The following is a 22,135-nucleotide window of genomic DNA, read 5'->3' as shown; positions in this document are numbered from 1 at the left end:
GACATGGCCGAAATCAAGGACCGCGAGAACGCGCTTATCATGGACACGACCAAGGGCAAGGTCGTCATCGAATTGTTTCCAGATCTGGCGCCCGGCCATGTCGACCGTATCAAGGAGCTGGCGCGCGAAGGCGCCTATGACGGCGTGGTCTTCCACCGCGTCATCGACGGCTTCATGGCGCAGACCGGCGACGTGAAGTTCGGCAATTCCAACAAGCCGTCTTTCGCGCCATCGCGCGCCGGCACTGGCGGTTCCGACAAACCCGATCTGAAGGCCGAGTTCTCCAACGCCAACCACGGCCGCGGCACCTGCTCGATGGCGCGCTCGCAGAACCCGAACTCGGCCAATTCGCAGTTCTTCATCTGCTTCGACGATGCCGCCTTCCTCAACCGCCAGTACACGGTATGGGGCCAGGTAATCGAAGGCATGGACAACGTCGACAAGATCAAGCGCGGCGAACCGGTGCAGGATCCTGACAAGATCGTGTCGCTCAAGGTCGCGGCCGACGTGAAATGACCGGCCGGGCTGTCGCGGCAATCGCATTTGTGCTCGTCGCGGCGGCCACTCCGGCGCTGGCAACGGAATCGATCGTCTGCAGCGCCGACGGCGGCGCGGCATCGATCGACGTTTTGATGGGACACACGGCCGTCATTGCGGTCGCGCGTGTGTGGCTGGATGCCGGCGGCAAGACATGGACCACGGATGGACAGCCAGGCTCAACGAAAGTCATCGTTGGACAGGCATTCGAAGACGGCGAGCGCATGCTGATCGATCTCACTGATGAGGGCCTCAGCTCGATCGTCGCCAAATTGCGGCTGGTCAAGGCCAGCGAGCAGTCCAGCTTCGCGATGGGCGGCACGTTGAGCATAGACGGTGTCGGCGCCTGGGCGGTGACCTGCCCGGAACCTTGAGGCGGGGATCTCTTGCGCGTCGACCTTTTCGACTTCGATCTGCCGGAGGAGCGCATCGCGCTTCGCCCAGCCGAGCCGCGCGACAGTGCCAGGATGCTGGTGGTCAGGCCGGGTGAGGGGCTCGAAGACCGGACGGTGCGCGACCTGCCGGCCCTGCTCAAGGCCGGTGATGTGCTGGTCTTCAACGACACCAAGGTCATTCCGGCACAGCTGAAAGGCATCAGGCGGCGCGGCGAGGCGGCGGCGCAGGTCGAAGCCACGCTGCATATGCGGATGGCGCCCGACCGCTGGCTCGCCTTCATGCGTCCGGGCAAGCGCATCGCCGCCGGCGATCGTATCCATTTCGGTCATGACGCCAATTCCTGCCTTCTCGGCCAGCTCGACGCGACCGTGATCGAGAAGGGAGAAGGCGGCGAGGTGCTGCTCGGCTTCGACCTGTCAGGTCCGTTCCTCGACGAGGCGCTGCATGCAGTCGGCCACATCCCGCTGCCGCCCTACATCGCCTCCAAGCGTGACGACGACGAACGCGACCGCAGCGACTATCAGACCATTTATGCGAGGGAGGAGGGCGCGGTCGCCGCGCCGACGGCAGGGCTGCATTTCACGCCGGAGCTGTTTGCGACGCTCGACGCCAAGGGCATAGAGCGCCGTTTCGTCACGCTGCATGTCGGCGCCGGCACGTTCCTGCCGGTGAAGGCGGACGACACCGCCGACCACAAGATGCACGCCGAAACCGGTTCGGTCAGCCCGGAAACCGCCGAGGCGCTGAATGCGGCGAAAGCAAAAGGAGGGCGCATTATCGCTGTCGGCACGACATCGCTGCGCTTATTGGAGAGCGCGGCTGGCGAGGACGGCAGGCTGGCCGCATGGTCAGGCCCGACAGACATCTTCATCACGCCCGGCTATCGTTTCAAGACCGCAGACTTGCTGATGACCAATTTCCATCTGCCGCGTTCGACGCTGTTCATGCTGGTTTCGGCCTTCTGCGGTTTGCAGACGATGCGGGCGGCCTATGCGCATGCCATCGAGAATCGCTACAGGTTTTATTCCTATGGAGACGCAAGTCTTCTGTTCAGGGAGGATACCGATGGACGATGACCTGGAAACCTTCGACCGGGAAGCCTTGATCGCCGAGGTCAGGAAACTGCGCGCCGGCATCCGCCAACACCGCGACGCCACCGGCCATGATCTGTGCTGGCACCATCCCGACCTCTGGTCACTTTTGCCCGAAAAGACCGACCCGGCGATTGCCGTGCCGCCGTGGCCGAAATTCATGCGCGGCTGCATCCGCTACCGGCAATCACTCGACAAGCAGGCCCCGGACGCGCCGGTATTCGACAAGGAGTTCGATGGCTAGGGAATTCAATGACTGACGCATTCACCTTCAAGGTGCTGGCGACCGACGGCAGGGCGCGGCGTGGTGCAATCACCATGCCGCGCGGGGAAATCCGCACGCCTGCCTTCATGCCGGTCGGTACCGGCGGCACGGTGAAGGCCATGTATATGGATCAGGTGCGCGGCGTCGGCTCGGACATTATCCTCGGCAACACCTACCACCTGATGCTAAGACCCGGCGCCGAGCGCGTGGCGCGGCTCGGCGGCCTGCATGAATTCGCCCGCTGGCCGCATCCAATCCTGACCGATAGCGGCGGCTTCCAGGTGATGTCGCTGTCGAAGCTGCGGAAACTGACCGAGAACGGCGTTACCTTCCGTTCGCATATCGACGGCGGCGCCTACGAGATGTCGCCAGAGCGTTCGATAGAGATCCAGGGGCTGCTCGATTCCGACATCCAGATGCAGCTCGACGAATGCACGGCTCTGCCGGCCAAGCAGAACGAGATCGAGCGTGCCATGGAGTTGTCGTTGCGCTGGGCCGAGCGTTGCAAGACGGCATTCGGCGAGCAGCCCGGCAAGGCGATGTTCGGCATTGTGCAAGGCGGCGACGTGCCGGATCTGCGGCTGCGCTCGGCGCAGGCGCTGAAGGCAATGGAGCTGAAGGGCTACGCGATCGGCGGGCTGGCTGTCGGCGAGCCGCAAGCGGTGATGCTGGAGATGCTCGACATCACTTGCCCGGAGCTGCCGGCTGACCGGCCGCGCTACCTGATGGGCGTCGGCACCCCGGACGACATTTTGAAGTCGGTTGCGCGCGGCATCGACATGTTCGACTGCGTGATGCCGACGCGGGCAGGGCGCCACGGCCTAGCCTACACACGGCGCGGCAAGGTCAATCTGCGCAACGCCCGCCATGCCGACGATCCGCGTCCGCTCGATGAGGAAAGCGACTGCCCGGCCGCACGCGACTATTCGCGGGCCTACTTGCACCATCTGGTGCGCTCGCAAGAGGCGCTTGGGGCGATGCTCCTGACCTGGAACAATCTGTCCTATTACCAGCAGCTGATGCGCGACATTCGTGAAGCGATCGAGGCTGGCAGGTTCGCCGAAGAAGCCGAGATCATCACGCAGCAATGGGCAAACGGTGACCTCGCCGTCCGGTAGGCATGCTCGCCAGGAATCCGGCTCCAGGGAGGAGTTGTCCCTGCCATGAACTGTTTTGAAACGACTGCCCAATAAGCATTGCCGGACGACATCGGGCGAGGATCAAGAACCTGTTCGTTTCGCGGCAAGTTTCAGTTCCTGGCACGACGGTGCGGACGAACGGCATCGCCGAGCCTTCGCCTTCGACCCCCATCGCGGTTCAGCGATGGACGGCTGGGTCGTTGCTTGCGATTCTGGCGATCGCAGTGACCGGTCTGGTCTTGCGCTTGCTTGGCGCGCGCGGCGACCTTTGGCTGGACGAGATCTGGAGCTTTGCGCTGATCGAGCCGCTGACCTCGATCGACCAGATATTCTGGCGCGTCAATCACGACAACAATCATTTCCTCAACTCGGTCTATCTCTATCTCATTGGCCCCGATGCTTCGCCGCTGATCCAGCGAGGTCTGTCGATAGCATTAGGTGTTGCCACGATCGGTGCGGCGGCAGCGAGCGCCGCATCGCGCGGACGACAGGCGATGATTGCCACAAGCCTGTTGTTTGCCGTGAGCTACCCAATGGTCCATTACGGCTCGGAGGCGCGCGGCTATGCCGGCCTTGTGCTGTTCACGCTGCTCTCGGTGGTTTTTCTGGAGCGCCGGCTCGACAATAGACGGTGGTCTGGCGCGGCCTTGGCAGCGGCGATCCTTTTCGGCTTCCTGTGCCATCTCACAATGATCGGAATGGTGGCGGTCCTCGCAATCTGGACCGCCTGGCTCGCCTGGCAGCGTACGGCGAAGGTCGGCCGCGTCGTTGCGGACCTGGCGTCGATCTTCCTGCCGGGCTTGCTTGCCGTGCTGCCGCTGGCTGTCGGCGTGTTTGTCGGCTGCAGGCTGTTCGGCTTCAGTGTCGGTGGTGTTTCGCCATTCTCGATTGCCGCCTTCGCGCAGGGCTATGGCGGGATGATCCGCTCTCTGTTCGGCCTGCCACCCTGGTTTGGCGACGGGCCTTATATCGTTGCCGCCTGCGGTCTTGTCGGCCTCTCCGCCGGTGTCTGGCGCGGTCGTCGAGCCAGCCTTTATGCCATCGGGATTATCGGACTGCCTTTGCTCATGGCGGCGGCGCATCTGCCCAACCTTGAGTTCCCGCGCTATTTCATCATCAGCGGAACATTGCTGCTGCTCTGGGCCGGCGAGATGATTGGCCGCGGCTTGGATGCTCGCGGGACTGCCAGGCTGCTTGCGATGGGAGCGCTGGCGATCGTGGTGAGTGGAAGCATTTCGTCGCTGCTTCAGTTCTATCAATATGGACGCGGCTCCTACGCCGCTATCGTTGATGAAATGACCAGGAACGGCGCAACCACCTATGCCAGCGACGGTAATTTCCGCACCCCCATTGTCGTCAACTATTTTGCGGCGCGAATGGATCGTCGGGCATTGCTGGTCACAGACGACGGGATGTGCACCGAACGGCCCGCCTGGCTGGTCCTCGAGGGGGACGTGGACAAACAAGCCGAACATGTCCAACCGACGGCCGCATGCGCTCTGGCGTATGAACGGGCCGATGCGTCGAGGCATTGGGGGTTTTCTGGCCTGAGCTGGACGCTCTACCGGCGACAGGATTGAAACACCCCTTTAGGTGCTGAGCGACGTGGACGCACGCAGGCTGCAGCCGGTGATCCGAAAGCTGTCGTCAGGCTGTAGTTCGAGCGTGTAGACCGCCTCGTAGTCCTTGCCATCCGGGCCGACGATCAGCACTTGCTGGATGATCGAGGTCGGGCTCGTCTCACGAACCTTGCCGAAGGAGTAGGTCTGCGGTTGGCGCACCGGTGGATAGCCTTTTGTCACCATGTTCATGAAGGTATCGACGGTCGGAAAGATGCGTTTCACATTCGGTGCGGCAAAGCTGTAGGCCGTCATTCCGTCATTGGCGATGAAGGCCCTCAACTGCCCATCGATGACTGTCTGCGCCGCTTTGACTTCGGCGTCGCCAGCAAAGGCCTGGGATGCGAAAATGAATGGAACGACTGCGAATGCGAAAAACGCGCGGCGCATGGCCTGTCTCCGTTGTCCCTGAGAAATCGCTGCCTGAAGGTACATGATACCATACGCTTTGCAGTGCTTCAGGGTTTCAGCCGAGCGCAAACATTCGGCGTGGCAGTCCGTGTCCGAGCCGAGAAAGCATTGTCGAGGCGAGAACAGCCTGAGCGATTGCCGATGCTTGAAAGCCGGGCGGCAGTCTGCCACAAGGGCCGCTCGATTAGAGCGTGCGATGTGAGCAGGACCAGGCAATGAAGGCATTTTTCGTGCAGATAAAATGCGATCTGGGCAAGGCCTACGACGTTGCCAGCGCCCTGGCCGATGCCGAGATCGCTTCGGAAATCTACTCGACAGCCGGAAACTACGACCTGCTCGCCAAATTCTATGTCGACGACGAGGAAGACATCGGCCACTTCGTCAACGAGAAAGTGCAGATTCTTCCCGGCATCAAGGACACGTTCACGGTCGTCACCTTTCGCGCGTTTTGATCCGCATCCGGCATGTGCCCCGACACCAGGCAAAGCCTGATCAAGGCCCTATTGGTGCTGCCTTAATTTTAGGCAAGTGCGATATACTGATCGCCGGCGCCCAACAAATCACCGATTGCGCTTGATTTTCTCCAGCCAGGCCAGTGAAATGGCGCCACAGGGGAGTATGCGATTGGCAGCGTTCGATGAAATGCTTCCGGAAGTTTCCGGGCTGAGAAAACCGTATTCGGCTTACGATCGCTGGCTGAAGGAACAGGACCCGGCCAGACTTACCGAGAAGATGCAGGACGCCGAACGCGTCTTTCGCAAGACAGGCATCACTTTCGCCGTCTACGGCGAGCAGGAAGCATCGGAGCGGCTGATACCCTTCGATATCGTTCCGCGCATCATTTCGGGCAACGAATGGCGACGGCTGACGCAAGGCATCGAGCAGCGCGTCCAGGCGCTGAACGCCTTTCTCGACGACATCTACCATCGCCAGGAGATCTTACGCGCCGGCCGGGTGCCGAAGGAGTTGATCGCCAAGAACGAGGCGTTCCTGCCCGAGATGATCGGGGTGCGGCCGCCGGCCGGCGTCTATACCCACATCATCGGCGTCGACATCGTACGCATCAGCGAGAACGAGTTCTACGTGCTGGAGGACAATGCGCGCACGCCGTCCGGCGTCTCCTACATGCTGGAGAATCGCGAGACGATGATGCAGCTCTTCCCTGAGCTGTTCCAGCAGATCAAGGTGCGGCCGGTTGAGAATTACCCGCAGCTCTTGCGCCAGTCGCTGGCGGCAGTGCGGCCGCAAAGCACCAAGGGCGCGCCGACCATTGCCGTGCTGACGCCGGGCAGCTTCAACTCGGCCTATTTCGAACATGCTTTCCTTGCCGACCAGATGGGCGTGCAGCTTGTCGAGGGGCAGGATCTGCGCGTCGTCGATGGCCATGTCGCGATGCGCACCACCGAGGGCTACAAGCAGATCGACGTGCTTTACCGTCGTGTCGACGACTCGTTCCTCGATCCGCTGACCTTCCGCCCCGACTCGGCACTTGGCGTGCCGGGCATTATGGACGTCTACCGCGCCGGCAACATCACGATCGCCAATGCGCCGGGAACCGGCATCGCCGACGACAAGGCGATCTATTCCTACATGCCCGAGATCGTCGAATTCTACACCGGCCGCAAGGCGATCCTCGGCAACATCCCGACCTGGCGCTGCTCGGAGCCGGACAGCCTGAAATACGTGCTCGAGCATATCGATGAATTGGTGATCAAGGAGGTCCACGGCTCCGGCGGTTACGGCATGCTGGTCGGCCCGGCGGCGACCAAGAAGGAATGCGAGGAGTTTTCCAAAAAGGTCGCGGCAAAACCGTCGAACTACATCGCCCAGCCGACGCTTGCGCTGTCGACCTGTCCGATCCTGACGGACAAGGGGCTGGCGCCGCGCCATGTCGATCTGCGCCCCTATGTGCTGGTTTCCGACCGTATCCAGATCGTGCCCGGCGGGCTGACCCGAGTAGCGCTCAAGGAAGGCTCGCTGGTCGTCAATTCTTCGCAAGGCGGGGGCACGAAGGATACGTGGGTGTTGGATGATTAGAGTGAAAGTAGTGAATAGTGAATAGTGAATAGTGAATAGGTAAGGATGTGGGTCGTTGATGTTGGTGAAATGCCCTGAAGTGAAGCGCGCGGAATCGTGCCCTGGAATCCGGATAGTCACCATTCACCATTCACCTTTCACTATTCACCACAGGACCGCCTGACATGCTTCTCGGCCGCACCGCCAACGGGCTCTACTGGATGAACCGCTACATCGAGCGGGCGGAAAACATGGCGCGGCTGGTGGATGCCGGCTTGCGCATGGCGCTGACTCGTACTCAGAACGCTTCGGAGGAGTGGAATTCGGTGCTGCTCAGCGCCGGTTCGGACGCCAGCTTCACGCAGAAATATTCCGACTACACCGCCGCCAATGTCGCCGACTATCTGCTGCGCGACACATCGAACCCGTCGAGCACGATGTCGTCTATCGAAACGGCCCGTAACAATGCCCGCATGGTGCGTACCGCACTGACGCGTGAGACCTGGGAAAGCATCAACGAAGCCTGGATGTCGCTGAAGCGGATACTGGCCAAGCCGATCGACGAGCGCGACCTGCCCAACGCGCTCGACGCAATCAAGCGCGAGACGGCGCTGATCCGCGGCTCGTTCTACGGCACGATGCTGCGCAACGAGATTTTCGATTTTTCGCAGCTCGGCACGTATGTCGAACGCGCCGACAACACCGCGCGCATCCTGGATGTGAAATACTACGTGCTGTTGCCGTCGATCTCCTGGGTCGGCTCGACGCTCGACAACTACCAGTGGGAATCGATCCTGCGCTCGGTGTCGGCGCACCGTTCCTATCGCTGGGTCTATGATGCCGACTACAAGCCGAGCAACATCGCCGATTATCTGATCCTCAACGTCCGCATGCCGCGCTCGCTGACCTTTTGCTACCGCTTCCTGACGGAGCATCTCAAATTCCTGGGTGACGACTATGGGGAGCGCCACGCCTGTCATGCGACGGCTGCCAAGACCCAGGCCATGCTGACGGCCGGGTCGATCAAGGATATTTTCGACGCCGGCCTGCACGAATTCCTGGCCAATTTCATCCGCGACAACACCAGGCTCGGCGACGAGATCGCGCAGGATTACAGGTTCTATTGAGCATGATCCCAAAAAGCGGAGACCGGTTTTCGGAAAAGCTCATGCTCCAGGGACGAGTGCGATGCGGCTGAAGATCACCCACCGGACCGAATACCGCTACGATGCGCCGGTGCACTATCTGTTGCAGCGTTTGCGGCTGCTCCCGGTGAACGGGCGCACCCAGACGGTACTGTCCTGGGCGCTGAAGATCGAAGGCGCACGCGAGGAAGTGCGCTTCACCGACCATTTCGGCAATGATACCCGGCTGTTGAGCGTCGAGGGCGAGCGCGACTTCATCACCGTCGAAGCAGCCGGCGAAGTGGTGACGCGCGACACCGCTGGCGTCTGCGGACCGCACCAGGGTTTCGCGCCGCTCTGGCTGTTCGGCCAGGAAACGCCGCTGACGACGATCGGCAGCGGCATTCGCGAGCTTGCTGCCTCGGTCGGCAAGGGTACCGACATCGAAAGGCTGCACCGGTTGATGGCGGTGATCGGCGAGCGCGTCGCTTATACGCCGGACACCACCAACGTGACGACGCCGGCCGAAGAGGCCCTGGCGCTCAAGACCGGCGTTTGCCAGGACCACAGCCACATCTTCGTTGCCGCGGCGCGTGCCATGGATTTTCCGGCCCGCTATATCAGCGGCTACCTGATGATGGATGCGGCCATCGAGCAGGCGGCAAGCCACGCCTGGGCCGAGGCGCATGTCTCGGGCCTCGGCTGGGTCGCCTTCGATGTCGCCAACGGCATTTCTCCGGACGAGCGTTATGTGAAGGTGGCGACCGGCCGCGATTATCGCGACGCCACGCCGGTATCTGGAATTCGGCTGGGACAGGCGGAAGAACAGCTTGCGGTCACCGTCACCGTGGAGCAGTAATCCCCGGCAAGATTGTTGCCAAAGAGATTCGATGACCTATTGCGTCGGCCTGAAGATCGATCGCGGGCTCGTGTTCATGTCGGACACGCGCACCAACGCCGGCATGGATTCGATCTCGACCTTCAGGAAGATGCATGTCTGGGAAGAGCCGGGCGAGCGCGTCATCGTTTTGATGTCGGCCGGCAATCTGGCGACGACGCAGGCCGTGGTCAGCCTGCTCGACGAACGCACCAAGGCAGTGGCGGAGCGCCGTGCCACACTGCTCGAAACGCCCTCCATGTACCAGACAGTCCGGTTGGTCGGAGACACCGTCAAGGAGGTCATCGCCAGTTCGTCGCCGGCGGGCGAAAAGGCGGATTCCTACTTCAACGCCTCCTTCATCCTCGGCGGTCAGATCAAGGGCAGCGCGCCGCGCCTGTTCATGATCTATCCGGAAGGCAATTTCATCGAATCCACCGAGGACACGCCGTTCTTCCAGATCGGTGAGACCAAATACGGCAAGCCGATCATTATCCGCGCTTATGAAAGGACGATGAGTTTCGCCGAGACGGTGAAGTTACTGCTGGTGTCGTTCGACTCGACGCTGAAGTCGAACCTGTCGGTCGGCCTGCCGCTCGACCTGCTGTTCTATGAAAAGGACACTTTCAAGGTCGGCCTCAAAAAGCGAATAACCCAGGACGATCAATATTATCGTACGATCTCGGATAGCTGGTCGAACGCGCTGAAGACCGCCTTTGCCAGTCTGCCTGATTTTCCCGAATGAAAACCTTCGTTTTTCGTGCTCTTTGATCGCGGCTCGATGAGGCGCTACGGAGGCGAAGATGAATAGCAACGAATTCCGCGAATGGTCGCTGCGAGCGGCTGAATGGGGCGCCGACTACAGAAACAGCCTTCGCGAAAAACCGGTGCGGCCGCTTGTCGAGCCGGGCGAAATCTTCAAAAGCATCGATGCCGCGCCGCCGGAAGACGGCGAAACGATGCAGGCAATCTTCGCCGATTTCGAACAAAAGATCTTGCCGGGCATGACGCACTGGCAGCATCCGCGTTTCTTCGCCTATTTCCCGGCTAACGCGGCACCGGTCTCCGTCGTGGCCGAGTATCTGGTTTCCGCGATGGCCGCGCAATGCATGCTCTGGCAGACCTCGCCGGCGGCAACCGAGCTCGAGACGCGTGTCGTCGACTGGATGCGGCAGGCGCTTGGTTTGCCGGAGGGATTTTCCGGCGTCATGCAGGATTCGGCTTCATCGGCGACGCTTGCCGCCGTGCTGACAATGCGCGAGCGCGCGCTCGACTGGCAAGGCAACAAGAACGGCTTGCAAGGGCAGCCGGTCGTGCGGATCTATTCTTCCGACCAGGTCCATACTTCTATCGACCGGGCGATCTGGGTGTCGGGCATCGGCGAGGCGAACCTCGTGCGCATTCCGGTCGCCGGACGCTTCCGCGCCATGCAGACGGCGGCTCTGGAAGCCGCGATCGTTACCGACCGCGAAAACGGCATGCTGCCGGCGGGCATCATCGCCAGCGTCGGCGGCACAAGTACCGGCGGCACCGACAATGTGGCGGCTGTTGCCGAGGTGGCGAAGCGGCACGGGCTCTACCTGCATGTCGATGCCGCATGGGCCGGCTCCGCCATGATCTGCCACGAGTTCCGGCATTTCTGGACCGGCGCCGAAAATGCCGATTCCATCGTCTTCAACCCGCATAAATGGTTGGGGGCACAGTTCGATTGCTCGATGCAGTTCATCCGCCAGCCGGAAGAGCTGGTCCGCACGCTGGCGATCAAGCCCGAATTCCTGAAAACGCATGGCCGCGACGGGGTCATCAACTACTCCGAATGGTCGGTGCCGCTCGGACGGAGGTTCCGCGCTCTGAAACTTTGGTTCCTGCTGCGTGCGTATGGCTTGGAAAATCTGCGGAACATGATCCGCAACCATGTTGCCTGGAGCGAGAGCCTCGCCGCGCGGCTGGCTCGGGAACCGGATTTCGAGATCGTCACGGAACCCATCTGTCGCTATTCTCATTCCGCCATCTCGCGGCTGCGGCCATCGACTCTGACGAGCACAATTTGCGGTTGGTCAGCGCGATCAACGATGACGGCCGCATTTACCTGACGCAGACCCGGGTGGACGGGCAGGTGGCGATCCGCTTTCAGGTCGGGCAGTTCGAAACGACTGCGGCGGACGTCGATACTGCTTTCTCGGTCATCACTGAGATCGCGCGGGGGCTGAGTTGATAGCCTCGTCGAGATTGCACCGGAGCTTTTCTCGCTGCAGTCGCCCGATTTTCATTAGCCGGCCCATACCTGTTCACGGCTTTCGTTTTCAGCTATAGACGAGAAAAACGAAAATGAGAGGTTGCTAGATGTATCTGTCGCCGCGTCATTCCGAAATCATCCAGATGGCCAAGGACCATGGCCGCGTACTGGTCGAGGAGCTGGCGACGCATTTCAACGTGACGCCGCAGACGATCCGCAAGGATCTCAACGATCTCTGCGACCAGCGGCTCTTGTCCCGCATCCATGGCGGGGCATTGTTCCCCTCCGGCATCGAGAACATGGAATATGAGGCTCGGCGCAAGATCGCCGCCGAGGAGAAGGAGGCGATCGGCCGCGCAGCAGCCCGGCTGATCCCCGACAACGCGTCTCTGTTCATCAATATTGGGACAACGACGGAAGCTGTCAGCAAGTCGCTTCTCGATCACAGCGGCCTGATGGTCATCACCAATAACATCAATGTTGCCAACAGGATGCGCATATATCCTTCGATCGAGGTGGTGATCGCCGGCGGTGTCGTGCGCGGTTCCGACGGCGGTGTGGTCGGGGAGGCCGCGGTCGATTTCATCAGGCAGTTCAAGGTCGATTTTGCGGTGATCGGCGCCTCGGCCATCGACCATGACGGCGCACTGCTCGACTTCGATTTTCGCGAGGTGAAGGTGGCTCAGGCGATCATCGCCAACGCCCGACATGTGATCCTGGTGTCGGACCAGACCAAATTCGAGCGCACCGCGCCCGTCCGCATCGGCCATCTGTCGCAGGTCAACACCTTTATCACCGATCGTTGCGACATCCCGTCGGTGCGTAAGATCTGCCAGGAGGCAGAAGTTCAGCTGATCGAAACGTCGCTATCCTAGAGATGCCGTCGCGGCATCTTCCGCCTATCACATTTCGTTTGACATTCGTTATCATTTCGAAATAATTCCCCTACGGTTTCGCAAGAACCCAAAAATGCTGCAATGCGAAATCGAGGGAGGATTCTTTGAGCGCATCACCGATTCATGACATTTTCGTCATCGGTGGCGGCATCAATGGCTGCGGCATCGCCCGCGATGCCGTTGGACGTGGCTTTTCGGTCTTTCTTGCCGAGATGAACGATCTGGCCAGCGGGACCTCTTCCGGCTCGACCAAACTGATCCATGGCGGCTTGCGCTATCTCGAATTCTACGAATTCCGCCTGGTACGCGAAGCGCTGATGGAACGCGAGGTCCTGTGGAGGAACGCGCCGCACATCATCTGGCCGATGCGCTTCGTGCTGCCATACGCCAAGGGGCTGCGTCCGGCCTGGCTGATCCGGCTCGGGCTTTTCCTCTACGACCATATTGGCGGGCGCAAATTGCTGCCGCCGACGAAAACGCTGGACATGGCTAAGGATCCGGCCGGCAAGCCGCTGAAGCCGCTGTTTCGAAAGGCGTTCGAATATTCGGACGGTTGGGTCAACGATGCCCGGCTGGTTGTGTTGAACGCCCGCGACGCTGCCGAACGCGGTGCAACCATTCGAACCCGAACAAAGGTCGTCAGCGCACGCCGCGAAGGCAATCTCTGGACGGTCAGGCTTGAAAATGTGCGGACCGGCGATACCGAGGAGGTCAAGGCGCGGCTGCTGGTCAATGCCGCCGGCCCGTGGGTCGATCAGGTGCTGTCGGCCACCGTCGGCTTGAACGACGTGCACAATGTCCGCCTCGTACAAGGCAGCCACATCGTCGTGGGCACGAAATTCGACGACCCACGCGCCTATTTCTTTCAGAACAAGGACGGGCGCATCATTTTCGCCATCCCTTACGAGGACGAGTTCACGCTCATCGGCACCACCGACCGTGACTATCCCGGCGATCCGCACAACGTCAGGATCAATGACGCCGAGATCGACTATCTCTGCGCTGCGGCAAGCGAATATTTCGCGCAGCCGGTCAAGCCGTCGGATATCGTCTGGACCTATTCCGCGGTGCGACCGCTCTACGACGATGGCGCCTCAAAGGCGCAGGAAGCCACCCGAGACTATGTGCTGAAGGCCGATGGAGGCGAGGGTGCCGCCCCGATCGTCAACGCCTTTGGCGGCAAGATCACGACCTACCGCCGATTGTCGGAATCGATGCTCGAGAAGATCGAGGGTTTTCTCGGCAAGCGCGGCAAACCATGGACGGCAAACGCGCCGCTGCCTGGCGGTGACTTTCCCGTCACCGGCTTCGATGCCGAGGTGGCGAAACTGAAAACGGCGTACCCGTTCCTCGACGCCCGGCTGGCCCGCCGGTTGACCCGGCTCTACGGCACCCGCGCAAGGAAGCTGCTGGGCCTCGCCAAGTCGAACGTCGATCTTGGCCGCAACTTCGGCGCCGATCTCTACGAAGCCGAGGTGCGCTACCTCGTCGAAAACGAATGGGCGATGACTGCCGAGGATGTATTGTGGCGCCGGACCAAGCGCGGCCTGCGTCTCAGCCGTGAGCAGGCGGCAGTGCTCGACGAGTTCATGCGCGGAATAAGCCGGCAGCACGTAGCGGCTGCCGAATAGGAACGGCCGACTGATGCAGAAAGCCTGGGAGGAGGCATCATGCTTGAACTGAGAAACGTGACGAAGACGGTGGGTGCGGCGGAACATATCCGCGACGTCTCGCTGACGCTTCAGCACGGCTCGCTCAACGTCCTGCTCGGGCCGACGCTCTCCGGCAAGACCAGCCTGATGCGGCTGATGGCGGGCCTCGACGTGCCGACCTCGGGCTCGGTCTGGTTCGATGGCAAGGATGTCACCGGCATGCCGGTGCAAAAGCGCAACGTCGCCATGGTCTACCAGCAATTCATCAATTATCCGGCGATGACGGTCTACGAAAACATCGCCTCACCGCTGCGGGTGGCCGGCACGGATCAGGCAACGATCGACAGGGAGGTGCGCAATGCCGCCGCCCTTCTCAAACTAACGCCCTATCTTGACCGGACGCCTCTCAGTCTGTCGGGCGGCCAGCAGCAGCGCACCGCGCTGGCCCGCGCGATCGTCAAGAATGCCAGCCTCGTGCTGCTCGACGAGCCGCTCGCCAATCTCGACTACAAGCTGCGCGAAGAATTACGCGCGGAACTGCCGAAAGTCTTCGCGGCCGCCGGTACAATCTTTGTGTATGCCACGACCGAGCCGCACGAAGCCTTGCTGCTCGGCGGCAACACGGCGACGCTTTCCGAAGGCAGCATCACCCAGTTCGGGCCGACCATCGAAGTGTTCCGCAAACCGGTTGATCTGGTGACGGCGAGAACCTTCGCCGATCCGCCGCTCAACACCATCGTGCTTGCCAAGAAGGGTCTGGATTTCCTGCTCGAGGGCGGCGTGAAATTGCCGGTGCCGGCGGAACTCTTCGGCATTGCCGATGCGATCTATACGATCGGCTTCCAGCCGCATCATTTGTCCCTCGATCGGCCCAACGCCGCCGCAGTGCCGGTGCGCGCAAAGGTGACGATCACCGAGATCACCGGATCGGAAAGCTTCGTCCATCTCGATTTTGCCGATGCGCGCTGGGTCATGCTGACCCATGGCATTCGCGACTTCGAGCCGGACGAGGAGGTCGAGGTGTTCATCGACCCGCGCCACATCATGGTCTTCGACGAGCACGGCCGCGCCGTGGCCGCGCCGAAGCTGGCGGCCTAGGAGGAAGCGATGGCGCGCATCGATGTCAATCATATCCGCCACTCCTATCTGCAGAACCCGCGCACGGATGCCGATTTCGCGCTGAAGGAAGTGCACCACACGTTCGAGGATGGCGGCGCTTATGCGCTGCTCGGCCCATCCGGCTGCGGCAAGACCACGCTGCTCAACATCATTTCGGGATTGCTGCATCCCTCGCATGGCCAGCTGCTGTTCAACGGCAGGGACGTGACCAATCTGTCGACCCAAGAGCGCAACATCGCCCAGGTCTTCCAGTTCCCGGTGATCTACGACACGATGACCGTCTACGACAATCTGGCGTTCCCGCTGCGCAATCGCGGCGTGCCGGAGCCCGACGTCGACCGCAAGGTGCGCGAGACGCTGGAGATGACCGGGCTGGCCGATATGGCCAAACGAAAGGCGCGCGGACTGACCGCCGACCAGAAGCAGAAGATCTCGCTCGGGCGCGGGCTGGTGCGCTCCGACGTCAACGCCATCCTGTTCGACGAGCCTTTGACAGTCATCGACCCGCATATGAAATGGGTGCTGCGCTCGCAGTTGAAGCAGCTTCACCGCCGCTTCGGCTACACCATGGTCTATGTCACGCACGACCAGACCGAGGCGTTGACCTTCGCCGACAGGGTGGTCGTCATGTATGACGGCGAAATCGTGCAGATCGGCACACCGGCGGAGCTGTTCGAGCGCCCGCGCCACACCTTTGTCGGCTATTTCATCGGCTCGCCCGGCATGAATGTCATGCCGGTGGCGATCGACGGCAAGACAGCGAAGCTGGGCTCGCAGCAGATCGAACTGCCGGGCGTGCCCAAGGCGGGCGGCGGCGCCATCGAACTCGGCATCCGTCCCGAATATGTGCGCCTGGGCAGTAAGGGCATGGCCGTCCGGATCAGCAAGGTCGAGGACGTCGGCCGCCACAAGGTGGTCCGTGCCAATCTTGAAGGGCGCGAGATCGCCGCCGTCATCGGCGAGGACGAGACAGTTCCGGCTGATCCGAAGGTGCGGTTCGACCCGGCCGGCATCAACATCTATGCCAATTCCTGGCGCGTCGAGATGGGAGCCTGAAGTGGAAAAGACCTGGAACAACAGAGCCTGGTTCCTGGTGCTGCCGGTGCTGCTGCTGGTGGCGTTCTCGGCGGTCATACCGCTGATGACGGTCGTCAATTATTCGGTGCAGGACACTTTCGGCAATAACGTCTTCTTCTGGGCCGGCACGGAATGGTTCGAGGAACTGCTTTCCTCCAGCCGCTTCTGGCAGGCGATGATCCGCAACCTTGTCTTCTCCTTCATCATCCTGGCGATCGAAGTGCCGCTCGGCATCTTCATTGCGCTCAATATGCCGAAGAAGGGTTGGGGCGTGCCTGTTTGCCTTGTTTTGATGGCGTTGCCGCTGCTGATCCCGTGGAACGTCGTCGGCACCATCTGGCAGGTGTTCGGGCGCAACGACATTGGCCTGCTCGGCTATTACGTCAACGCGCTCGGCATCGACTATAATTATGTGCAAGACCCATACGACGCCTGGGTCACGGTCATCATCATGGACGTCTGGCATTGGACCAGCCTCGTCGTTCTGCTCTGCTATGCCGGCCTGGTCTCGATCCCGGATGCCTTTTATCAGGCGGCCAAGATCGACGGTGCCTCGCGCTGGGCGGTGTTCCGCTACATCCAGCTGCCGAAGATGAACCGCGTGCTGCTGATCGCCGTGCTGCTGCGCTTCATGGATAGCTTCATGATCTACACCGAACCGTTCGTGGTGACCGGCGGCGGACCCGGCAACTCGACGACCTTTCTTTCGATCGATCTCGTCAAGACGGCGCTCGGCCAGTTCGACCTCGGCCCGGCGGCGGCGATGTCGCTGGTCTACTTCCTTATCGTCCTGTTGTTGTCATGGGTGTTCTACACCGTGATGACCAATTACGACGCGGAGCGCTGAGATGAGCCGCACCGAAGAGAGAGCCGACAGGGTGAGCGAGACGACAGCTTCGGAAGGGCTCGCCAGCACGCTACGGCAGGACGAGATCGCACGGCTGATGCGCCGTCGCGGCGAGGAGTCGCGTTGGTGGTGGATCGTGCCGACGCTCTACATCATCGTTCTGCTTTTGCCGATCTACTGGCTCATCAATATGAGCTTCAAGACCAATGGCGAGATCGTCTCGTCGCTGACGCTCTACCCGCACGCACCGACATTGGCGAATTACCGCACCATCTTCACCGACGCGTCCTGGTATTCGGGCTACATCAACTCGATCACCTATGTGGTTATGAACATGGTGATTTCGGTGGCTGCGGCGCTGCCGGCGGCCTATGCCTTCTCACGCTACCGCTTCCTCGGCGACAAGCATCTGTTCTTCTGGCTGCTGACCAACCGCATGGCGCCGCCGGCGGTGTTCGCGCTGCCATTCTTTCAGCTTTATTCGGCCTTCGGCCTTATCGACACCCACATCGCCGTGGCTCTGGCGCATTGCCTGTTCAACGTGCCGCTGGCGGTGTGGATCCTCGAAGGCTTCATGTCGGGCGTACCCAAGGAGATCGACGAGACCGCCTATATCGACGGCTATTCGTTCCCGCGCTTCTTCATCAAGATATTCATGCCGCTGATTGCGAGCGGCATCGGCGTGGCGTGCTTCTTCTGCTTCATGTTCTCGTGGGTCGAGCTGCTGATCGCCCGCACGCTGACGACCACCGACGCCAAGCCGATCGCCGCGACCATGACCCGCACCGTTTCGGCCGCCGGCATGGATTGGGGGCTGCTCGCCGCAGCCGGCGTGCTGACGCTGATTCCCGGCGCGCTCGTCATCTGGTTTGTGCGCAACTACATCGCCAAGGGCTTTGCCCTGGGGAGGGTATGATGGAGCAGGTCGACAGAAGCCCATGGTGGTGGGCCGTGCTGTTTCTCGCCCTGGTCGTCGTGGCCTGGGTGGCACTTCAAATCGATTTCGTGGCAATAACGGTGGGCTTCAGCGATCCGGCCAATATCCGCCTGTGGGGATTTAACCTCTCGTCCAACCTCGATTTTTCGTGGATGGCCTGGACGTGGCCGACCGCGGCCTTCTTTGGAACCATCTTTCTGCTGCTTTGCGGCATGGCGGCGTGGGAATACGTCTCGCCGGGCGGCAATCCGCGCGTCGGCGTGCTGCGGTTCGAAACGACGCGTGGCGACCGCCTGTTCCTGTCGCTGCTTGGCAGCGCCTTTATCCATCTCGCTTGGCTGGGTCTAGTCGGACCCAATCTGTGGTGGGCTCTCGCTCTCTCCGTGGTCTACGCCGTCGGCGTGTTCCGCTACGTATAGAGGGGGAAACTGTTGGAACGGCGGCGTGCCGGCCGCCGATCCAGATCGCACTTTGAACTTTAACAGTGGAGGAAATACATGCGACGGCAATTCTTGACATCAACAACTGCGCTTGTCCTATTGCTCGGGGCAAGCAATGCCTATGCCGGAATGGACGAGGCCAAGGCCTTCCTCGATAAGGAAATCGGGCCCCTTTCGACGCTTTCGCGCGCCGACCAGGAAGCCGAGATGCAATGGTTCATCGATGCCGCGAAACCTTTCGCCGGCATGGATATCAAGGTGGTTTCCGAAACCATCGCCACGCATCAGTATGAATCGCAGGTGCTGGCGCCGGCCTTTACGGCCATCACCGGCATCAAGGTTACGCATGACGTCATCCAGGAAGGCGACGTCGTCGAGAAGATCCAGACCCAGATGCAGACCGGCCAGAACCTCTATGACGGCTGGGTCAACGATTCCGATCTGATCGGCACGCACTGGCGCTACCAGCAGGTGCGCAACCTGACCGACTGGATGGCAGGCGACGGTAAGGATGTCACCAACCCGAATCTCGACCTGAAGGATTTCATCGGCACTTCGTTCACCACCGCGCCCGACAAGAAACTCTACCAACTTCCCGACCAGCAGTTCGCCAACCTCTACTGGTTCCGTTACGACTGGTTCAACGACGAGAAGAACAAGGCGGACTTCAAGGCCAAATACGGCTACGACCTCGGCGTGCCGGTGAACTGGTCGGCCTATGAGGACATTGCAGCGTTCTTCACCGGGCGTGAGATCGACGGCAAGAAGGTCTACGGCCATATGGACTATGGCAAGAAGGACCCCTCGCTCGGCTGGCGGTTCACCGACGCCTGGCTGTCGATGGCCGGCAATGGCGACAAGGGCATTCCGAACGGTCTGCCCGTCGACGAATGGGGCATCAAGGTCGACGAGAATTCGCGTCCGGTCGGTTCCTGCACGGCGCGCGGCGGCGACACCAATGGTCCGGCTTCTGTCTATGCCATCCAGAAGTACCTCGATTGGCTGAAGGCCTATGCACCGGCGGAAGCCCAAGGCATGACCTTCTCCGAATCGGGGCCAGTTCCGGCGCAGGGCGCGGTTGCCCAGCAGATCTTCTGGTACACCGCCTTCACCGCCAGCATGGTCGACGCCAGCGCCAAGGCGGTGCTGAACGACGACGGCACGCCGAAGTGGCGCATGGCGCCGTCGCCGCATGGCGTCTACTGGAAGGACGGCATGAAGCTTGGCTATCAGGACGTCGGTTCCTGGACGCTGATGAAGTCGACGCCGACCGACCGCGCCAAAGCCGCCTGGCTCTACGCGCAGTTCGTCACCTCGAAGACGGTCGACGTGAAGAAGAGCCATGTCGGCCTGACCTTCATCCGCGAGAGCACGATCCACGACAAGAGCTTCACCGAACGTGCGCCAAAGCTCGGCGGCTTGATCGAGTTCTACCGCTCGCCGGCGCGCGTCCAGTGGTCGCCGACCGGCACCAACGTGCCGGACTATCCGAAGCTGGCACAGCTCTGGTGGCAGGCGATCGGCGATGCTTCGTCGGGTGCCAAGAGCGCGCAGGAAGCGATGGACTCGCTCTGCGGCGAGCAGGAAAAGGTGATGAGCCGCATCGAGAAGTCGGGCGTCCAGGGCGATATTGGCCCGAAGATGGCCGAAGAGCATGACCTCGCCTACTGGAATGCGGACGCGGTCAAGAAGGGCAATCTCGCTCCTCAGCTCAAGATCGAGAACGAGAAGGAAAAGCCGGTCACCATCAACTACGACGAGCTGGTGAAGAGCTGGCAGCAATAGGACCGTTTGATGCGGGCGTCCGCGCCCGCATCGCCATGCTCAGGGGAGGCGGCATGTTGCCGTCTCCCCTGTTTGCGTGAACGGCTCCGCGCCATCTGGCGTCGAGACATCGCAGCACCTTTGAACTCGCTTCGACGGGAGAGAGAATGACCGGATATATCCTTGCAATCGACCAGGGGACGACATCGAGCCGGGCGATCCTGTTCGACGACAAGATGGAGGTCGTCGGCAGCGGGCAAAAGGAATTCACCCAATATTATCCGGCCTCCGGCTGGGTCGAGCACGATCCCGAGGAGATATGGGCAAGCGTCGTGGAAACGGTGAAAGCCGCGCTGAAGACAGCCGGCCGCAACGCAGCGGAAGTCGCCGCGATCGGCATCACCAACCAGCGCGAAACCGTCGTCATCTGGGACAAGGAGACCGGCAAGCCGATCCACAACGCGATTGTCTGGCAGGACCGCCGCACCGCGCCGCTATGCCAGAAACTGAAGAAGCTGGGGCTGGAGAAGAAATTCACGAAAAAGACCGGCCTGCTGCTCGATCCCTATTTCTCCGGCACCAAGATCGCCTGGATGCTGGACAAGGTGAAGGGCGCCAGAAAACGCGCCGAGAAGGGCGAACTGCTGGCCGGCACCATCGATAGTTTCCTGATTTGGCGCCTGACTGGCGGCAAGGTCCACGCCACTGACGCCACTAATGCCTCGCGCACACTGGTCTACAACATCGAACAAAACGCCTGGGACGACGAGCTGCTGGCCATTTTCGGCATACCTGCAAGAATGCTGCCGCAGGTGAAAGATTGTGCCGATGATTTTGGAATCACCGACAAAAGCCTGTTTGGTGCACAGATTAGAATCCTCGGTGTGGCCGGCGACCAGCATGCGGCGGCGATCGGCCAGGCCTGTTTCGAGCCAGGCATGATGAAATCCACCTACGGCACCGGTTGCTTCGCGCTGCTCAACACCGGCAGCGATCTGGTTCGTTCGAAGAACCGGCTTTTGACCACCATCGCCTACAGGCTGAACGGCAGGACCACCTACGCTCTGGAAGGCTCGATCTTTATCGCGGGCGCCGCCGTGCAATGGCTGCGCGACGGAATCAAGGTAATCGGCAGGGCCGAGCATAGCGGCAAATTGGCAGAGGAAGCCGATCCGACGCAGAACGTCTATCTGGTGCCGGCTTTCGTCGGGCTCGGCGCGCCCCATTGGGATGCCGAAGCGCGCGGCGCCATCTTCGGGCTGACCCGCAATTCGGGGCCGGCGGAATTTGCCCGCGCGGCACTGGAATCAGTCGCGTTCCAAACGCGCGACCTGCTTGATGCCATGCGCAAGGACTGGAAGGGCGCGTCGGCCAAGACCGTCCTCAGGGTCGATGGCGGCATGGTGGCGTCAGACTGGACCATGCAGCGGCTGGCCGACATTCTCGATGCGCCGGTAGACCGGCCGACAATTCTCGAGACGACAGCACTCGGTGCGGCTTGGCTGGCCGGCTCGAAGGCGGGTGTCTGGCCGAAGGCCGCGGAATTCGCCAGGAGTTGGGCGCTCGAGCGCCGGTTCAAGCCGGACATGGATGCTTCGACACGTGCCGCCAAGCTGGCAGGTTGGCGCCACGCTGTGCGCAGGACGCTAAGTACGCAGGCAGGGATGCCACCGGATTCGCACTAATGAAAAA

The 22,135-nt window shown here is 61.3% G+C and carries 21 protein-coding genes and 1 pseudogene; 21 read left to right on the top strand and 1 reads right to left on the bottom strand.

Features of this window, described 5'->3' with window-relative positions; translation table 11 throughout:
- Positions 1-3: 3 nt before the first annotated feature.
- From NKH99_RS19560 to NKH99_RS19535, 6 genes are all read left to right on the top strand, one after another.
- Positions 4-516 carry a peptidylprolyl isomerase gene (locus tag NKH99_RS19560; RefSeq protein ID WP_352471694.1) on the top strand — a complete coding sequence of 171 codons (513 nt, stop codon included), beginning with the start codon at positions 4-6 and terminating at the stop codon, positions 514-516.
- Positions 513-911: a hypothetical protein gene (locus NKH99_RS19555; RefSeq protein WP_353015058.1), complete on the top strand. Its 399-nt coding sequence runs from the start codon at positions 513-515 to the stop codon at positions 909-911. Before NKH99_RS19560 ends, NKH99_RS19555 begins: the two co-directional genes overlap by 4 nt.
- 12 nt (positions 912-923) lie before the next feature.
- Positions 924-2,009 (top strand): tRNA preQ1(34) S-adenosylmethionine ribosyltransferase-isomerase QueA, encoded by a 1,086-nt coding sequence (queA, locus tag NKH99_RS19550; protein WP_352540593.1) that lies wholly within the window; start codon positions 924-926, stop codon positions 2,007-2,009.
- Positions 1,999-2,268, top strand: coding sequence for a hypothetical protein (locus NKH99_RS19545; protein WP_352471691.1), 270 nt, complete (start codon positions 1,999-2,001; stop codon positions 2,266-2,268). The genes queA and NKH99_RS19545 overlap by 11 nt, the downstream gene beginning before the upstream one ends.
- An 8-nt stretch (positions 2,269-2,276) precedes the next feature.
- Positions 2,277-3,407, top strand: a complete 1,131-nt coding sequence (gene tgt / locus NKH99_RS19540) for a tRNA guanosine(34) transglycosylase Tgt (protein ID WP_352471690.1) — start codon at positions 2,277-2,279, stop codon at positions 3,405-3,407.
- Between the two features lie 245 nt (positions 3,408-3,652).
- Positions 3,653-5,008 (top strand): glycosyltransferase family protein, encoded by a 1,356-nt coding sequence (locus NKH99_RS19535; protein WP_353015055.1) that lies wholly within the window; start codon positions 3,653-3,655, stop codon positions 5,006-5,008.
- A 9-nt stretch (positions 5,009-5,017) separates the two neighbouring features.
- Here the strand turns inward: NKH99_RS19535 and NKH99_RS19530 are convergent, their stop codons facing one another.
- The gene (locus NKH99_RS19530; protein WP_352682857.1) at positions 5,018-5,437 is read right to left on the bottom strand and encodes a DUF4864 domain-containing protein; all 420 of its coding nucleotides are present in this window, start codon (positions 5,435-5,437) and stop codon (positions 5,018-5,020) included.
- A gap of 236 nt (positions 5,438-5,673) precedes the next feature.
- Here NKH99_RS19530 and NKH99_RS19525 point away from each other — a divergent pair, with 236 nt between their 5' ends.
- The 15 genes and pseudogenes from NKH99_RS19525 to glpK all read left to right on the top strand — a co-directional run bounded on the left by NKH99_RS19525 (position 5,674) and on the right by glpK (position 22,128).
- Complete coding sequence (locus NKH99_RS19525) at positions 5,674-5,910, top strand: Lrp/AsnC ligand binding domain-containing protein (protein ID WP_023674883.1); 237 nt, start codon at positions 5,674-5,676, stop codon at positions 5,908-5,910.
- Positions 5,911-6,082: 172 nt separating this feature from the next.
- Entirely contained in the window at positions 6,083-7,495 is a 1,413-nt protein-coding gene (locus NKH99_RS19520) for a circularly permuted type 2 ATP-grasp protein (RefSeq protein WP_352925235.1), read from the top strand.
- Positions 7,496-7,659: 164 nt separating this feature from the next.
- Positions 7,660-8,601, top strand: coding sequence for an alpha-E domain-containing protein (locus tag NKH99_RS19515; protein WP_352540590.1), 942 nt, complete (start codon positions 7,660-7,662; stop codon positions 8,599-8,601).
- Between the two features lie 61 nt (positions 8,602-8,662).
- On the top strand, positions 8,663-9,457 hold the full coding sequence (locus NKH99_RS19510) for a transglutaminase family protein (RefSeq protein ID WP_352455718.1): 795 nt from the start codon (positions 8,663-8,665) through the stop codon (positions 9,455-9,457).
- A gap of 31 nt (positions 9,458-9,488) precedes the next feature.
- The gene (locus NKH99_RS19505; protein ID WP_352540589.1) at positions 9,489-10,220 is read left to right on the top strand and encodes a proteasome-type protease; all 732 of its coding nucleotides are present in this window, start codon (positions 9,489-9,491) and stop codon (positions 10,218-10,220) included.
- A gap of 58 nt (positions 10,221-10,278) precedes the next feature.
- A pseudogene (locus tag NKH99_RS19500) lies at positions 10,279-11,690 on the top strand (pyridoxal phosphate-dependent decarboxylase family protein).
- Positions 11,691-11,818: 128 nt separating this feature from the next.
- Positions 11,819-12,586, top strand: coding sequence for a DeoR/GlpR family DNA-binding transcription regulator (locus tag NKH99_RS19495; RefSeq protein ID WP_023674889.1), 768 nt, complete (start codon positions 11,819-11,821; stop codon positions 12,584-12,586).
- A gap of 125 nt (positions 12,587-12,711) precedes the next feature.
- Positions 12,712-14,238 (top strand): glycerol-3-phosphate dehydrogenase, encoded by a 1,527-nt coding sequence (glpD, locus tag NKH99_RS19490; RefSeq protein ID WP_352471685.1) that lies wholly within the window; start codon positions 12,712-12,714, stop codon positions 14,236-14,238.
- 39 nt (positions 14,239-14,277) lie between these two features.
- Positions 14,278-15,357, top strand: a complete 1,080-nt coding sequence (locus tag NKH99_RS19485; protein ID WP_352540586.1) for an ABC transporter ATP-binding protein — start codon at positions 14,278-14,280, stop codon at positions 15,355-15,357.
- A gap of 9 nt (positions 15,358-15,366) precedes the next feature.
- Complete coding sequence (locus NKH99_RS19480) at positions 15,367-16,434, top strand: ABC transporter ATP-binding protein (RefSeq protein ID WP_352471682.1); 1,068 nt, start codon at positions 15,367-15,369, stop codon at positions 16,432-16,434.
- A gap of 1 nt (position 16,435) precedes the next feature.
- The gene (locus NKH99_RS19475) at positions 16,436-17,302 is read left to right on the top strand and encodes a carbohydrate ABC transporter permease (protein WP_023674893.1); all 867 of its coding nucleotides are present in this window, start codon (positions 16,436-16,438) and stop codon (positions 17,300-17,302) included.
- Position 17,303: 1 nt separating this feature from the next.
- Complete coding sequence (locus NKH99_RS19470) at positions 17,304-18,218, top strand: carbohydrate ABC transporter permease (protein WP_352448784.1); 915 nt, start codon at positions 17,304-17,306, stop codon at positions 18,216-18,218.
- A gap of 173 nt (positions 18,219-18,391) precedes the next feature.
- Positions 18,392-18,658: a DUF2160 domain-containing protein gene (locus NKH99_RS19465; protein ID WP_031211283.1), complete on the top strand. Its 267-nt coding sequence runs from the start codon at positions 18,392-18,394 to the stop codon at positions 18,656-18,658.
- 78 nt (positions 18,659-18,736) lie between these two features.
- Positions 18,737-20,464, top strand: coding sequence for an ABC transporter substrate-binding protein (locus NKH99_RS19460; protein WP_352540584.1), 1,728 nt, complete (start codon positions 18,737-18,739; stop codon positions 20,462-20,464).
- A 146-nt stretch (positions 20,465-20,610) separates the two neighbouring features.
- Positions 20,611-22,128: a glycerol kinase GlpK gene (gene glpK, locus NKH99_RS19455; protein WP_353015050.1), complete on the top strand. Its 1,518-nt coding sequence runs from the start codon at positions 20,611-20,613 to the stop codon at positions 22,126-22,128.
- Positions 22,129-22,135 lie beyond the last annotated feature (7 nt).

It is taken from the genome of Mesorhizobium sp. M0854, assembly GCF_040319815.1.
Taxonomy (GTDB): Bacteria; Pseudomonadota; Alphaproteobacteria; order Rhizobiales; family Rhizobiaceae; genus Mesorhizobium.
Note: the sequence above shows the minus strand (reverse complement) of the source record. Positions and strands in the feature narration are given on the sequence as shown.

What these genes read in the sequence shown, in the direction of transcription:
- NKH99_RS19480 (WP_352471682.1), top strand. Translation starts at nt 15,367, where the DNA reads ATGGCGCGCATCGATGTCAATCATATCCGCCACTCCTATCTGCAGAAC.
- NKH99_RS19560 (WP_352471694.1), top strand. Translation starts at nt 4, where the DNA reads ATGGCCGAAATCAAGGACCGCGAGAACGCGCTTATCATGGACACGACC.
- tgt (WP_352471690.1), top strand. Translation starts at nt 2,277, where the DNA reads ATGACTGACGCATTCACCTTCAAGGTGCTGGCGACCGACGGCAGGGCG.
- NKH99_RS19545 (WP_352471691.1), top strand. Translation starts at nt 1,999, where the DNA reads ATGGACGATGACCTGGAAACCTTCGACCGGGAAGCCTTGATCGCCGAG.
- NKH99_RS19470 (WP_352448784.1), top strand. Translation starts at nt 17,304, where the DNA reads ATGAGCCGCACCGAAGAGAGAGCCGACAGGGTGAGCGAGACGACAGCT.
- NKH99_RS19515 (WP_352540590.1), top strand. Translation starts at nt 7,660, where the DNA reads ATGCTTCTCGGCCGCACCGCCAACGGGCTCTACTGGATGAACCGCTAC.
- NKH99_RS19495 (WP_023674889.1), top strand. Translation starts at nt 11,819, where the DNA reads ATGTATCTGTCGCCGCGTCATTCCGAAATCATCCAGATGGCCAAGGAC.
- NKH99_RS19465 (WP_031211283.1), top strand. Translation starts at nt 18,392, where the DNA reads ATGGCCTGGACGTGGCCGACCGCGGCCTTCTTTGGAACCATCTTTCTG.
- NKH99_RS19460 (WP_352540584.1), top strand. Translation starts at nt 18,737, where the DNA reads ATGCGACGGCAATTCTTGACATCAACAACTGCGCTTGTCCTATTGCTC.
- glpK (WP_353015050.1), top strand. Translation starts at nt 20,611, where the DNA reads ATGACCGGATATATCCTTGCAATCGACCAGGGGACGACATCGAGCCGG.
- NKH99_RS19485 (WP_352540586.1), top strand. Translation starts at nt 14,278, where the DNA reads ATGCTTGAACTGAGAAACGTGACGAAGACGGTGGGTGCGGCGGAACAT.
- NKH99_RS19555 (WP_353015058.1), top strand. Translation starts at nt 513, where the DNA reads ATGACCGGCCGGGCTGTCGCGGCAATCGCATTTGTGCTCGTCGCGGCG.
- NKH99_RS19530 (WP_352682857.1), bottom strand. Translation starts at nt 5,437, where the DNA reads ATGCGCCGCGCGTTTTTCGCATTCGCAGTCGTTCCATTCATTTTCGCA.
- NKH99_RS19505 (WP_352540589.1), top strand. Translation starts at nt 9,489, where the DNA reads ATGACCTATTGCGTCGGCCTGAAGATCGATCGCGGGCTCGTGTTCATG.
- NKH99_RS19525 (WP_023674883.1), top strand. Translation starts at nt 5,674, where the DNA reads ATGAAGGCATTTTTCGTGCAGATAAAATGCGATCTGGGCAAGGCCTAC.
- NKH99_RS19510 (WP_352455718.1), top strand. Translation starts at nt 8,663, where the DNA reads ATGCGGCTGAAGATCACCCACCGGACCGAATACCGCTACGATGCGCCG.